The sequence below is a fragment of the Mesorhizobium sp. M7A.F.Ce.TU.012.03.2.1 genome, assembly GCF_004006095.1.
In the GTDB taxonomy this organism is placed as follows: domain Bacteria; phylum Pseudomonadota; class Alphaproteobacteria; order Rhizobiales; family Rhizobiaceae; genus Mesorhizobium.
On record NZ_CP034779.1, the window covers coordinates 6,065,142 to 6,079,389 of the forward strand.

At 63.5% G+C, this 14,248-nt stretch carries 10 protein-coding genes and 1 tRNA gene; 7 read left to right on the plus strand and 4 right to left on the minus strand.

Annotation, left to right across the window (positions count from 1 at the left end; genetic code table 11):
• Positions 1 to 90: 90 nt before the first annotated feature.
• A complete protein-coding gene (locus tag EJ079_RS30190; RefSeq protein WP_127810944.1) occupies positions 91 to 1,467 on the plus strand; it encodes a TIGR03808 family TAT-translocated repetitive protein in 1,377 nt (458 codons plus the stop codon).
• On the opposite strand, the gene EJ079_RS30195 is transcribed toward EJ079_RS30190, so the two are convergent.
• Positions 1,460 to 2,464, minus strand: a complete 1,005-nt coding sequence (locus tag EJ079_RS30195) for an asparaginase (RefSeq protein ID WP_127810945.1) — start codon at positions 2,462 to 2,464, stop codon at positions 1,460 to 1,462. The genes EJ079_RS30190 and EJ079_RS30195 overlap by 8 nt on opposite strands.
• Positions 2,465 to 2,489: 25 nt before the next feature.
• Positions 2,490 to 3,656, minus strand: a complete 1,167-nt coding sequence (locus EJ079_RS30200; RefSeq protein WP_127810946.1) for an acetyl-CoA acetyltransferase — start codon at positions 3,654 to 3,656, stop codon at positions 2,490 to 2,492.
• Between the two features lie 192 nt (positions 3,657 to 3,848).
• Here EJ079_RS30200 and betI point away from each other — a divergent pair, with 192 nt between their 5' ends.
• Genes betI through betB form a run of 5 tightly spaced genes read left to right on the plus strand, consistent with a single transcriptional unit; the run spans position 3,849 to position 10,132 of the window.
• Positions 3,849 to 4,439, plus strand: coding sequence for a transcriptional regulator BetI (gene betI / locus EJ079_RS30205; RefSeq protein WP_127810947.1), 591 nt, complete (start codon positions 3,849 to 3,851; stop codon positions 4,437 to 4,439).
• A complete protein-coding gene (betC, locus tag EJ079_RS30210) occupies positions 4,436 to 5,965 on the plus strand; it encodes a choline-sulfatase (protein ID WP_164873877.1) in 1,530 nt (509 codons plus the stop codon). Before betI ends, betC begins: the two co-directional genes overlap by 4 nt.
• Entirely contained in the window at positions 5,965 to 6,966 is a 1,002-nt protein-coding gene (locus EJ079_RS30215) for a threonine/serine dehydratase (RefSeq protein ID WP_127810949.1), read from the plus strand. Before betC ends, EJ079_RS30215 begins: the two co-directional genes overlap by 1 nt.
• Positions 6,959 to 8,611, plus strand: a complete 1,653-nt coding sequence (gene betA, locus EJ079_RS30220; RefSeq protein WP_127810950.1) for a choline dehydrogenase — start codon at positions 6,959 to 6,961, stop codon at positions 8,609 to 8,611. The genes EJ079_RS30215 and betA overlap by 8 nt, the downstream gene beginning before the upstream one ends.
• A 57-nt stretch (positions 8,612 to 8,668) precedes the next feature.
• Positions 8,669 to 10,132, plus strand: coding sequence for a betaine-aldehyde dehydrogenase (betB, locus tag EJ079_RS30225; RefSeq protein WP_127810951.1), 1,464 nt, complete (start codon positions 8,669 to 8,671; stop codon positions 10,130 to 10,132).
• A gap of 8 nt (positions 10,133 to 10,140) precedes the next feature.
• Here betB and EJ079_RS30230 read toward each other — a convergent pair whose 3' ends face one another.
• Complete coding sequence (locus tag EJ079_RS30230) at positions 10,141 to 12,381, minus strand: mannose-1-phosphate guanylyltransferase/mannose-6-phosphate isomerase (RefSeq protein WP_127810952.1); 2,241 nt, start codon at positions 12,379 to 12,381, stop codon at positions 10,141 to 10,143.
• Positions 12,382 to 12,392: 11 nt separating this feature from the next.
• Positions 12,393 to 13,913, minus strand: a complete 1,521-nt coding sequence (locus EJ079_RS30235) for a phosphomannomutase/phosphoglucomutase (RefSeq protein ID WP_127810953.1) — start codon at positions 13,911 to 13,913, stop codon at positions 12,393 to 12,395.
• 200 nt (positions 13,914 to 14,113) lie between these two features.
• On the opposite strand from EJ079_RS30235, the gene EJ079_RS30240 reads away from it, so the two are divergent.
• Positions 14,114 to 14,190, plus strand: a tRNA-Pro gene (locus tag EJ079_RS30240).
• Positions 14,191 to 14,248 lie beyond the last annotated feature (58 nt).

Sequence of the window (14,248 nt, forward strand, 5' to 3'; positions counted from 1 at the left end):
CGACAAGCCATTGTCGCGCGCTCGGCAGGAGAGACAGAACGGCTGGCACGATTCCTGCGATAGCTGGCTCAACGCTGGGATTCTGTGCCGATGTTGAACAGGCGAACGCTGCTGACTGGGACCGCCGGCTTTGCCGTCATGGGGCTTGCGCTCGGCAAGGCGGTGGCCGCAAGCTTGAGCGGCATCGAGAAAGCCTCGATGCGCGGCTCGATCAATGCCACAGAACTCGGCGTGCAGCCCGGCACATCAGACGATCAGAGCAAGACCTTCGCCAAGCTGCTGCGTGACGCCAATGCCCGCGATATGCCGGTGTTCCTGCCGCCCGGCACCTATGTCGTCTCCAATCTTTCACTGCCCGGCCGCGTACGTCTTTCCGGGGTGCCGGGCGCGACGCGCGTCGTTTACGGCGGTGACGGCCACCTTTTCATGGCCGAACAGGCTGACCATATCGAACTCAGCGGTCTGGTCTTTGATGGTTCGAACCGCACGATGGGCGATTACACGCAAGGGCTGCTCGATCTGCGCCGTATCGCGCACCTCGCCATCGACAATTGTCAGATCACCGGCAGCAGCAAGAACGGACTGGCGCTGGAACACGCGATCGGCCGGATCGAGCGCAGCGAGATATCGGGCGCCGCCGATGCCGGCATTTACTCGGTCGAGGCTGGCGGGCTGTCCATTACGGGCAACACCGTCTCCGATTGCGCCAATGGCGGCATCCTCGTGCACCGCTGGCAGGTGGCCGAAGACGGCACCATGGTCACCGGCAACCGCGTCCAACGGATCCAGGCACGCAGCGGCGGAACCGGGCAGAACGGCAACGGCATCAATGCCTTTCGCGCCGGCAATGTCGTCATCTCGGGCAACATCGTCTCGGACTGCGCCTTCTCGGCGATCCGCGCCAACAGCGCCAGCAACCTGCAGATATCGGGCAACACCTGCTCGCGCTCGGGCGAAACGGCGGTCTATTCCGAGTTCTCGTTCGAAGGCGCCATCATCAGCAACAACATCGTCGACGGCGCCGCCAACGGCATCTCGATCGTCAATTTCAACGAAGGCGGCCGCATGGGCGTCTGCTCCGGCAACATCGTGCGCAATCTGTCGACCAGCGGTCCCTACCCCGCCGACTCGCCGGGATTTGGCGTCGGCATCGGCGTTGAGGCCGACACCACCGTTTCCAACAACGTCATCGAGAACGCGCCGCTTTATGGCATGCAGATCGGCTGGGGTCCCTACCTGCGCAATGTCGTCGCTACGGGCAACATCATCCGCAAGGCCGGAACCGGTATCGTCGTGTCCGTGGTCGAGGGTGCCGGCACGGCGGTCATTTCAGACAATATCATCGACGGCGCGCTCAACGGTGCGGTTGTCGGCCAGCGCTGGGCCGAGCCCGCAACGGGCGACCTCGCCTCGTCAAACGATACCGGCTATGCGCATCTGACCGTCGAGCGCAATCACGTCAGTTGAGGGCTGCCGTCGGCCTCAGCGCCCCGACCTTGGCACCGTTGCGGTTTTCTATGGGCGTGTTTGCCAACTCGCTCAGCTTGAACGCCAATGCCTCGTCGGCGCGCAACAGTTTGGCGAGGACGGTGGCAATCATGGCTTCGCCGGCGCGGCCGGCGCCATCATCGCATTTGAGCGCGATGCCGAGACCAAGCTCCGGAATTGCGGCACAATGGACGCCCTCGGCGCCGCCTTTGGTGAAAATCCGCCCTGGTGCGGCCTCCATCAGTGCGACGTCTTCGCGGCCTGTGCCGGCAACGAAGAACGGCTCGGCCATGCAGGCGGCCAGCAGCCGCCTCGCGGCCTTGGCTCGCTCGGGGCCAAAACCTGATGTCGTGGCCATGCGGGCAAAGCCGATCGCAAAGCTCCTGAGCGGCACCGCATAGGTTGGGATCGAACAGCCATCGATGGCCCGCTGGTCCTCACCATGGACAGCGCCCGTCACCGATTGCATGGCGTCGCGCACCAGTTCCTGCAAGCCATGTCCCGGCTTGACATAGCCACGATGCGCAATGCCCGCGTGGACGCAGGTGCAGAGGAAGCCGGAATGCTTGCCGGAGCAATTGTTGTGCAATGCGTTCGGCGAGCCGCCGGCGCGGGCGAGCGCAATCTCGGCGTCATGATTGGACGGCCAATGCGTGCCGCACTCGAGCGCCGACCCATCCAGCCCGACCTTGGACAGAATGGATCGCGCCAGTTCGACATGGGCCGGCTCGCCTGAGTGGGACGCACAGGCGAGCGCCAGTTCGCGGTTGCCGAAGCCATAGGCATCGGCCGCACCGCTTTCGACCAGCGGCAGTGCCTGGATCGCCTTGACCGCCGAGCGCGGAAACACCGGCTTGGCTGTGTCGCCGATCTCCCAGACGGGCTTGCCATCGCCATCGAAGACCGCGACTGAGCCGCGATGCGCGCTCTCGACGATCGCGCCGCGCAACACTTCGATCAGAACCGGATTTGTCATGAACCCTCCCGTAAATGCGGGCGGTTTACCTGATCCGGTCGAGAATGGAAACGTAGTTGGCGACCGCGGCACCGCCCATATTGAAGATGCCGCCAAGCTTGGCGCCCGGCACCTGGATGCCGCCGGCCTCGCCGACAAGCTGCATGGCGGTCAAGACATGCATCGACACGCCCGTGGCGCCGATCGGATGGCCCTTGGCCTTCAGCCCACCGGAGGGATTGACCGGCAGGCGGCCATCCCTGGCCGTTGTGCCGTCCAGCGCAAGCTTGGCCCCCTCTCCCGGCTTGGCAAGACCCATCGCCTCATATTCGATCAGTTCGGCAATGGTGAAGCAGTCATGCGTCTCAACGAAGGACAGATCGTCGAGCGTCACGCCGGCTGATTTCAACGCCCGGTTCCAGGCCTGTTCGCAGCCTTCGAAGGTCAGGATGTCGCGCTTCGACATCGGCAGGAAATCCTGCACATGCTCGTTGGCGCGGAAGGCAACGGCACGGCGCATCTTCAGCGCCGTGGCGGTGTCGGCAAGGATAAGGGCGGCGGCGCCGTCGGAGACCAGCGAGCAGTCGGTGCGCTTCAGTGGGCCGGCAACGAACGGGTTCTTCTCGCTCTCCTGGCGGCAGAACTCGTAGCCGAAATCCTTGCGCATCTGTGCATAGGGGTTGTCGACGCCGTTCTTGTGGTTCTTGGCGGCAATCATGGCCAGCGCATCCGACTGGTCGCCGTGGCGCTGAAAATAGGCCTGCGCGATCTTGCCGAAGACGCCGGCGAAACCCGCCGGTGTCTCGCCGTCCTCGGGCAGATAGGACGCCTTGAGCAGGTTCTTGCCGATCTCCGGCCCCGGCGTCGTCGTCATCTGCTCGGCGCCGACCACCAGCACGATGCGGGCGGCATTGGCGTCGATGGCGCGGATGCCCTGACGGACCGCGGCCGATCCGGTGGCGCAAGCGTTCTCGACGCGCGTCGCCGGCTTGAAGCGCAGCCGGTCGTCGGCCTGAAGCACCAGGCTGGCGGTAAAATCCTGCGCCGAAAAGCCGGCGTTGAAATGGCCGAGCACGATCTCGTCGACCTCGTCGGGACCGACGCCGGCATGGTCGAGCGCGTCGGTTGCCACCTTGACGATCAGATTTTCGAGCGTTTCGCCCTCGAGCTTGCCGAAGCGCGAATGCGCCCAGCCAACGATGCATGCGGTCATGGCGGTCTCCATCCTTGGCGCCAGCCTAACATGTGGGCTCAGGGCGCATTTCGCCTTTATTGTTCAAATATAAACAATCCTGCCCACTTCGTGAAGGACAATCGCTTGGTACAGCCAAGATCGCGGTCGATTTTTTTGTTGATTGACGCGTCAATAAAAAATAATCCTGTTTTCTCAAAGGATCATCGCGAGATGCCGAAAGTCGGAATGGAACCGCTGCGCCGCAAGGCGCTGATCGACGCGACGATCTCGGCGATCGGCGAGCGCGGCTCGCTCGACGTCACCATGTCCGAGATCGCCGGACGCGCCGGGGTTTCGTCGGCTCTTGCCCATCACTATTTCGGCGCAAAGGACGAACTGTTGCTGGCGACGATGCGGCACATCCTGGCCGAACTGACCATCGACATGCGACGCGCCCTTCAATCGGCTGCCACCCCGCGCGAACGCGTTTCGGCCGTGGTGGCTGTCAATTTCTCCGACATCCAGTTCCAGCCGGAAACCATCGCCGCCTGGCTCGCCTTCTATGTCGAAGCGCAGAAATCGTCGGCCTTGCGCCGACTGCTCAGGGTCTATGCGCGGCGACTGCATTCGAACCTGATGAGCGGGCTGACCGGCATCTTGCCCAGAGCCGAAGCCGACCGCGCAGCCGAAGCGACAGCGGCGATGATCGATGGGCTCTACATCAGGCGGGCGCTGAAGGACGGCGTGCCCGACGCCGCGACCGCGATCGCGCTGGTCGAGGACTATCTCGGAACCAAACTCGGTGAGCGGTGCAAACAGTGACAATGAAGCGACCCAACTTCCTGATCGTCATGGTCGACCAGCTCAACGGCACCTTGTTTCCCGACGGTCCGGCGGAGTTTCTGCACGTACCGCACCTGAAAGCGTTGGCCGCACGATCGGCGCGCTTTGCCAACAACTACACGGCGTCGCCGCTCTGCGCACCGGGCCGTGCCTCGTTCATGAGCGGGCAATTGCCGTCGCGCACCGGCGTCTACGACAATGCCGCCGAATTCGCCTCGTCGATCCCGACCTTCGCCCATCATCTGCGCGCCGCCGGCTACTACACCTGCCTGTCGGGCAAGATGCATTTCGTCGGGCCGGACCAGTTGCACGGTTTCGAGGAACGGCTGACGACCGACATCTACCCTGCCGATTTCGGCTGGACGCCGGACTACCGCAAGCCCGGCGAGCGTATCGACTGGTGGTATCACAATCTGGGCTCGGTGACCGGCGCCGGCGTTGCCGAGATCACCAACCAGATGGAGTATGACGACGAGGTCGTGTTCCTAGCCACACAGAAGCTCTATCAGCTTTCGCGCGAACAGGACGATGCGAGCCATCGGCCATGGTGCCTCACCGTCTCGCTGTCGCACCCGCACGATCCCTATGTCGCGCGCAAGCAGTATTGGGATCTCTATGAGCATTGCCAGGCGCTGGATCCGGAAACCGGGTTCATCGCGCATGACGAGCAGGATGCGCATTCCCGGCGGCTGTACCACGCCAGCGATTATCCTTCCTTCGAGATCACGCCGGAACAGGTGCGTCGTTCGCGGCAGGGCTATTTCGCCAACATCTCCTATGTCGACGACAAGCTGGGCGAGATCCTGGATGTTCTCGAGCGCACCCGCATGGCCGACGACACAATCATCCTGTTCTGCTCGGACCACGGCGACATGCTCGGCGAGCGCGGCCTATGGTTCAAGATGAGCTTCTTCGAGGGCTCGGCGCGCGTGCCGCTGATGATTGCCGGCAAGGGCGTTCACGCCGGGCTGATCGAGACGCCGGTTTCCAATCTTGACGTGGCGCCGACGCTTTGCGACCTCGCCGGCATCGACATCGCTGCAATCGCGCCGTGGACCGACGGCCAGTCGCTGCTGCCGCTCACCAAGGGTATTGAGCGCACCGCGCCGGTGCTGATGGAATATGCGGCCGAAGGGTCCAACGCGCCCTTGGTTGCGATCCGCGACGGCAGATACAAATTCGTCCATTGTGAACTCGATCCGCCGCAACTGTTCGATCTCGAAGCCGATCCGCTCGAACGGGACAATCTGGCCGACGACGCGGCCAATGCGGGCCTGGTGGCGGCATTCATGGACAAGGTCCAGGCGCGCTGGGACATGGCCGGCTTCGACGCCGCTGTCCGCGAAAACCAGGCGCGCCGCTGGGTCGTCTATCCGGCGCTGCGCAACGGCGCCTATTACCCCTGGGATTTCCAGCCGCTGCAAAAAGCGTCCGAGCGTTACATGCGCAATCACATGAACCTCGACAATCTCGAAGAGAGCAAAAGGTATCCGCGAGGCGAATGATGTCAGACCTTCTCGTCCCCTCCCTCGACCACCTCAAGCAGGCCTATGCCGTCACCTCCAGGGCGACGCAGATCACACCGCTGCTGGAATCGGCGGCACTGGCCCGCGAGACGGGTGCGGCCCGCGTCTTCATCAAGCCGGAATCGCTGCAATGGGCCGGATCGTTCAAGGTGCGCGGCGCCTATTGGCGCCTGAAGCAGCTTTCCACTGATGAGGCCAGGAAAGGCGTCGTCGCCTACTCCTCCGGCAATTTCGCGCAAGGGCTGGCGGCTGCCGGCCAGGCGCTCGGCATTCCCGTCACCATCGTCATGCCGATCGACGCACCGACCGCCAAGCGTGATGCTACGGCCGGCTATGGCGCCCGCGTCGTGCTGACCGACCATGGCGAACGCGCGCGTGAGGAAGTCGCCGCCGCCAAGGCACGCGAGATCGCCGAGACCGAAGGCTTGGCCCTGCTGCATCCATTTGACGATCCGGAGATCGTTGCCGGCCAGGCGGGCGCCGGCCTCGAAGCGCTTGACCAACTCGAAGCCAAAGGCGCCAGCGCCGATCTTTTGTTCTGCTCGGTCGGTGGCGGTGGGCTGATCGGCGGCGTTTCGCTCGCCTTCCACTATCTGTCGCCCGCCACTGAGATCATCGGCGTCGAACCTGAAGGTTTCAACGGCATGGGCTCGTCGCTGGCACATGGCAGCATCGAGACGATGCCGATCGGGCCGAAGTCGATCTGCGACGGGCTGATGTCGCGACGGCCGGGCGACGCGCCTTTCGCGGCAGTCAAGACCGCCGGTGTTCGCGGCATCACCGTCGACGACCAATCGGTGTGCAGCGCCATGCGGATCGCTTTCGAGCGCATGAAGCTGGTGCTCGAGCCCTCGGGGGCCGCCTCGCTCGCCGCACTGCTCGGCGGCAAGGTGGATGTGAGGGGCAAGACCGCCCTTGTTGTGGCTACCGGCGGCAATGTCTCGCTCGCCGATTTCATGGCGCATATGAACCATGCTTGAAGCAGATTTCGTCATCATCGGCTCCGGCTCGGCCGGCTCGGCCATGGCCTATCGCCTGTCTGAAGACGGCAAGCATTCGGTCATCGTCATCGAATTCGGCGGCAGCGATATCGGGCCGCTGATCCAGATGCCGTCGGCGCTGTCGATCCCGCTCAACATGAGCCTCTATGACTGGGGCTTTGCCAGCGAGCCGGAGCCGCATCTCGGCGGCCGTGTGCTGGCGACACCGCGCGGCAAGGTGATCGGCGGCTCGTCCTCGATCAACGGTATGGTATATGTGCGCGGCCACGCCCGCGATTTCGACCATTGGGCCGAAGAGGGTGCGGCCGGCTGGGGCTTCGCCGACGTGCTCCCCTATTTCAAGCGTATGGAAAATTCGGACGGCGGCGAGGATGGCTGGCGCGGCCATGGCGGGCCGCTGCATGTGCAGCGCGGCTCGCGTAAAAATCCGCTCTATGGCGCCTTTGTCGAGGCTGGTCGCCAGGCCGGGTTCGAACTGACCGAAGACTACAATGGTTCCAAGCAGGAAGGGTTTGGGCCGATGGAGCAGACCATCAGCGGCGGTCGCCGCTGGTCGGCGGCATCGGCCTATCTGAAGCCGGCGCTGAAGCGCAAAAACGTAAGTCTGGTCAAGGGCTTTGCGCGGCGGGTGATCATCGAGAATCAGCGCGCCATCGGCGTCGAGATCGAAGCTCACAAACAGATTCAGGTTGTTAAGGCGCGACGTGAGGTGATTGTCGCCGCATCGTCGATCAATTCGCCGAAGATCCTGATGCTGTCCGGCATCGGCCCGGCCGAACATTTGCGCGAAAACGGCATTCCGGTGGTGGCCGACAGGCCCGGCGTCGGCCGCAATTTGCAGGACCATATGGAGCTCTACATCCAGCAGGAATCATTGCTGCCGATCACGCTCAATTCGGTGCTGAATCCGTTCTCGAAAGCGCTCATCGGGGCGCAGTGGCTGTTCCTCAAGACCGGGCTTGGCGCCACCAACCATTTCGAAGCGGCGGCCTTCGTGCGCTCGCGCGCCGGCGTTGACTACCCCGATATCCAGTACCATTTCATCCCGGCGGCAGTCCGCTATGATGGCAAGGCGGCTGCGAAATCGCACGGCTTCCAGGCGCATGTCGGACCGATGCGCTCGAAGTCGCGCGGTTCGGTGACGCTGCGTTCGCCGGACCCGAAATCCAAGCCGGTGATCCGCTTCAACTACATGTCGCATCCAGACGATTGGGCGGAGTTCCGCCACTGCATCAGGCTGACGCGCGAGATCTTCGGGCAGTCGGCGTTCGACCCCTATCGCGGCAAGGAAATCTCGCCGGGCAGCCACATGCAGTCGGACGACGAGCTCGACATCTTCATCCGCGATCATGCCGAGAGCGCCTACCATCCTTGCGGCACTTGCAAGATGGGCCGCGCCGACGACATGATGAGTGTCGTCGATCCGGAGTGCCGGGTCATCGGCATCGAAGGCTTGCGGGTCGCCGATTCGTCGATCTTCCCGCGCGTCACCAACGGCAATCTCAACGCGCCCTCGATCATGACCGGCGAGAAGGCTTCCGACCACATCCTTGGCCGCACGCCGCTGGCGCCGTCCAACCAGGAACCATGGATCAATCCGCGCTGGCAGGCGTCGGACAGATAGAGCATGATCGTGTGACTGCACGATCCGCATGCCGCGAAAGACAATCTGGAGACTTCCATGCGCGCTCAGCCCACGGCATCGCACTATGTCAACGGACGCTACATCGAGGACGAAGGCGGCGCGCCGCTGCCGGTCATCTATCCGGCAACCGGTGAGATCATCGCCATGCTGCGCTCGGCGACGCCGAACGTGCTGGAACTCGCCGTCGAGGCAGCGCGGGCGGCGCAGCCCGCCTGGGCGCGGCTGAAGCCGGTCGAGCGCGGGCGCATCCTGCGCCGCGCCGCCGACATATTGCGCGCCCGCAACGCCGACCTCGCCCGCATCGAGACATTGGATACCGGCAAGGCGATCCAGGAAACGCTGGTGGCGGACGCCCCTTCGGCGGCGGACTGCCTTGAATATTTCGGCGGTGCGGTTGCCGCCTACAATGGCGAGTCGGTCGATCTCGGCGGACCCTTCGCCTACACAAGGCGCGAAGCGCTCGGCGTCTGTGTCGGCATCGGCGCCTGGAACTACCCGATCCAGATCGCCGGCTGGAAATCGGCACCGGCGCTCGCCATGGGCAACGCCATGGTGTTCAAACCTTCGGAAAACACACCGCTTTCAGCACTCGCGCTGGCCGAGATCTACAGCGAAGCGGGGCTGCCTGACGGCCTGTTCAATGTCGTGCAGGGCTATGGCGATGTCGGCGCCGGGCTTGTCGGCCACGATGTCGTCGCCAAGGTCTCGGTGACCGGCTCGGTGCCGACCGGCCGCAAGGTGCTGTCGCTCGCCGGCTCGAAGATGAAGCACGCGACGATGGAGCTTGGCGGCAAGTCGCCGCTGATCGTGTTCGACGATGCCGACATCGAGAACGCCATTGGCGGCGCCATGCTCGGCAATTTCTATTCGACCGGGCAGATCTGTTCCAACGGCACGCGCGTCTTCGTGCAGAGCGGCATTCACGACCGCTTCGTCGAGCGTCTGATCGAGCGGACCAAGAAAATCCGCATCGGCGACCCGCTCGACCCCGAAACCCAGATGGGGCCGCTGGTTTCCAAGGCGCAGCACGACAAGGTAGTGGGCTATATCGAGATCGGCAAGCAGGACGGAGCAACGCTTGCCTGTGGCGGCAACGTGCCTTCGCTGCAGGGTTTCCAGGGGGGGTTCTTTGTCGAGCCAACGGTGTTCACCGGCGTCACCGACACAATGCGCATCGCCCGCGAGGAGATTTTCGGGCCTGTCATGAGCGTGCTGAAATTCGACGGTGAGGACGAGGTGATCGACCGCGCCAACGACACCGAATTCGGCCTTGCCGCCGGCGTCTTCACGCGCGACCTGCCGCGCGCCCACCGCGTCATTGCCGAGCTGCAGGCCGGCACCTGCTGGATCAACGCCTACAATCTGACGCCGGTGGAAATCCCGTTCGGCGGCTTCAAGCAGTCGGGCATCGGACGTGAGAATTCATTGGCGGCGCTGGCACTCTATTCGCAGCTGAAGTCGATCTATGTCGAGACGGGCGACGTGGCGAGCCCGTACTGATCAACCCTCTACGCCTTCGGGTCGGCCGTGCTGTCCAGATACTGGGTCAGCGCACAGACCAGATGATAGAAGATGCTGGCCGGCACGTCCGATGCCAGTGAGCGGCCGCGCTCGTCGATGCGGTCGATCCACAGGCCGAGCGGCGCCGGGTCGATGTGCCAGCGAAACAGCCGGCCGACGCGCGCTTCGATCTCGGGCTTCAGGTCCGGCCCGCCCGAACCATCCAGCGCGATAGCCGCCTTCACCGCTTCGGCCTGCGGCCAGCTGCGTGATATCAGGTCGAGCGGCAGGCCCTGCCGCGAGACGGCGCCATAGGCAAGGCCGGTGGCGCGGTTGAGGCCATTGGCAGTGGCCGACGCGTAAAGTTTTCTGGCAAAGCCGCTCAATTCGGCCTGGCCGCTGCGTCCAGCGAAATCGACCAGCAGCGAGGCCCACTCGAAATGGTGGCCAGGCTCGGTCCATGACCCTTTCTCTCCTGCGGATGGCTTCCATTCGGCATCGAAATACTCGCCAAGCGTCCAGCTTTCCGGATCGAAGAAATGACTTCGGAAGAGGTCGATGATGCGCGCTGCGCGGCGCAGATGGGCGCGCTCGCCAGTCGCCTGATGCCAAGCGAGGAAGGCCTCGAGCAGATGCATATGCGGGTTGGAGCGGCGCTCGCCTTTGCCGTCCGATGTCTCGAGGAAGCCGGTCATGCGGCTGTCTTCGAGATGCGCATCGAGAAAGGCGAAGGTTTCCTCGCCGAGGCGCAAGGCGTCTGGATTGCCAGACATATGCGCATGCGCGAGCGCCAGGAGCACGCAGGAATGATCGTAGGCATCCTCGGTGGCGTCGGCGACCGAACCGTCGACATTCAGCGTCCGAACCCAGCCGCCCTTGTCGGTGCGGCCCTTGCCGGCCATGAAGGCGATGCCGTGGCTGATCAGCCGGTCGGCCGGACCGTCCCAGCCGCGCGCTCGGGCGACGGCGAAAGCATAGACCTGCCTTGCCATGGTGCGCATGCGCTTGGGCTTCATCAGCGGCGAGGCGTCCAGGCCGAGCGCTTCGTGAAAGCCGCCATGGCGTTCGTCGACCCCCGATGTCGACCACAGCGGCAAGGTCTCCTGAAACAGCCAGTGATGCACGCGCCGGCGCCAGGCGCCGCTTTCGATGACGCGGTCATGCGCCGGCGTGAACCTGGTTTCCAGGCGACCCGATTTTTCGAGCTGCTCGACGATCTTCTTGACGTGCTGGCTGTGGCTGACCGGGGCGACGAAGGTGGCATCCGATGTCGAAACGATGGCGATGTCCTTCATGCCGATCGCCGACAGCAGGCGGCCATCACTGCGAATGTAGGAATTCTCGCAATCGATAGCGACGACATCGCCGATGATGACATTGCCCCGGTCGTCGGCGGGGCCGACATCGAGCAGCGACTGCCAGGAGCCGAGATCGTTCCAGCGGAAGCCGGCCGGCACCATGGCGATGTCTTTTGCCCGCTCCATGATGGCGTAGTCGATCGAGTTCGACGGAATGGCGGCGTAGAGTTCTAGCGGCATGTAAAGGCCGGACAGATCCGATGTCGCTGCCCTGTAAGCTGCTTCGGTAGCCAGCCAGATATCCGGCTGGAACGCTATGAAGGCATCACGCATGGCGACGGCGCGAAACAGGAAGATACCGGTGTTCCAGTAGAAATTTCCGGCCTTGAGATAGCTTTGCGCAGTCTCAATATCCGGCTTTTCGACGAAGCGCGACACATCGAAGGTGCCGCCGCTTTCGGCCGCGACCTCGATATAGCCGTAGCCGGTCTCGGGCTGTGTCGGCTTGATGCCGAACACCACCAGCCGTCCACTGCGCGCTGCCTCGGTGCCGGCTTCGACGCTCTGCCAGAATTGGCGCGGGGTCGATATCTCATGATCCGACGGCACCACCAGCACCAGGCTGTCACCGAATTCGGACAGCGTGCGCAGCGTCGCCAGTGCGACGGCGGCGGCTGTGTTGCGCCCGGTCGGCTCGAACAGCGGACCGCCGCCGGCGAGGTCGAGACCAGCAAGATCGGCGTGAACGCGATCAGCATGGCGCTCCGCGGCGATCAGGAAGATCGGCGTTTCGCCTTCCGGCCGGGCCGTCAGCCGACGCAAGGTCTTGGCCAGCATCGAGCCATCGCCGGACAGATCGTGGAACTGCTTGGGGTTGTCCTCGCGCGACAGCGGCCACAACCTCGAGCCGACGCCGCCGCTCATGACAAAACTGACAATCCGCTCGGTCATTCAACTACCATTCAAAAGGTCTGGTTGTAGGCGCCCACCTCGGGGCTGCGGCGCAGCACGGCGTCGACAGCCTCGAACATCTCCCGTCGACGCTGCGACGACACCGGGCTTTCGACCACCACGACCAGTTCCGGTTTGTTCGATGAGGCGCGCACCAGCCCCCAGGTGCCGTCGTCGGCGACGACGCGCACGCCGTTGACGGTGATGAGGTCTGCGATCTTCTGGCCGGCGAAAACCATTCCATCCCGTTTCATGGTCTGAAAATCGGCAACCACCCGTTCGACCACGCCATACTTCACCTCGTCCGCGCAGTGAGGCGACATGGTCGGCGTGCCGAAGGTCAGCGGCAGCGCGCGATAAAGATCGGCCATCGAACTGCCCGGGCTGCGATCCAGCATTAGGCAGATGGCGATGGCGGTGACCAGCCCGTCGTCATATCCGCGCCCGATCGGCGGATTGAAAAAGATATGACCTGACTTTTCGAAACCGGCGACAGCACCGAGTTCGGCGACGCGGCGTTTGATGTAGGAATGGCCGGTTTTCCAATAGTCAGTGACGGCGCCATTGGCGCGCAGCATTGCGTCGGTATGGAACAGGCCGGTCGATTTGACGTCGACGACGAAGGTCGAGTTGGGATGCTGGCTGGAAATATCCCTTGCCAGCATCACACCGACCTTGTCGGCAAAAATTTCATTGCCTTCATTGTCGACGACACCGCAGCGGTCGCCATCGCCGTCGAAGCCAAGGCCGATGTCGGCGCCTGATGCCAGCACCTTGTCCCGGATGGCATGCAGCATCCGCATATCCTCGGGATTGGGATTGTAGCGCGGAAATGTATGGTCGAGTTCGACGTCGAGCGCGATGACCTCGCAGCCGATGCGCTGCAACGCTTGCGGCGCGAAGGCGCCGGCAGTGCCATTGCCGCAGGCTGCGACCACTTTCAGCTTTCGGGCGATGCGCTTGTCGCGGGTCAGATCGTCGAGATAGGTCGCGCGAAAATCGCGGATGAAATCGTAGGAGCCGCCGCCGACGAGATCGAAATCACCAGCCAGCACGATCGCCTTCAGCGCGCTCATCTCTTCCGGGCCGAAGGTCAGCGGCCGCGCAGCACCCATCTTGACGCCAGTCCAGCCATTTTCGTTGTGCGAAGCGGTGACCATGGCGACCGAGGGCGTATCCAAAGCGAACTGGGCGAAATACGCCATCGGCGACAACGCCAGTCCGATGTCCCTCACCCGTGCGCCTGCGGCCATCAAACCGGACACCAGGGCCAGTTTGATCGACAGCGAATAGGAGCGGAAATCATGCCCGGTGACGATATCGGGACCGGCGCCGAGACGGCGGATCAGCGTACCAAGCCCCATGCCGAGCGCCTGGACGCCGATCAGATTGAGTTCCGGTCGTTGCGCGGAGCCGGGATGGCCGAACCACCAGCGCGCATCATATTCGCGAAAGCCGGATGGCTTGATCAGCGCTTCGGTTTCGAATTCAAAACTGTTGGGCCGGGCGTCGCCAACGATGCTGAAGGACAAGACTGGAAACTCCGAATGGCAGAAATTACGAATTGTCGAGGGCTGCGGCTTAGCACACAAGGCTTTAGGCCACGTTTATTCCGGAAGGGAATCCGGGCCTTTCGGGCAATGCTCGACGAAAGCCGACGAAATGCGACAGAAGTGCCGCCGTGCCGCTTGCAGGAACCAAGTGTGGCGGCTATAAGCCCGCGGTCTGGTCACGGAGTGTAGCGCAGCCTGGTAGCGCACCTCGTTCGGGACGAGGGGGTCGCAGGTTCAAATCCTGCCACTCCGACCAGAAAAAACAAAGAGTTAGCGCATCCCGACTTCGGCGCTCCACCTGCCCCTCAAGCGAG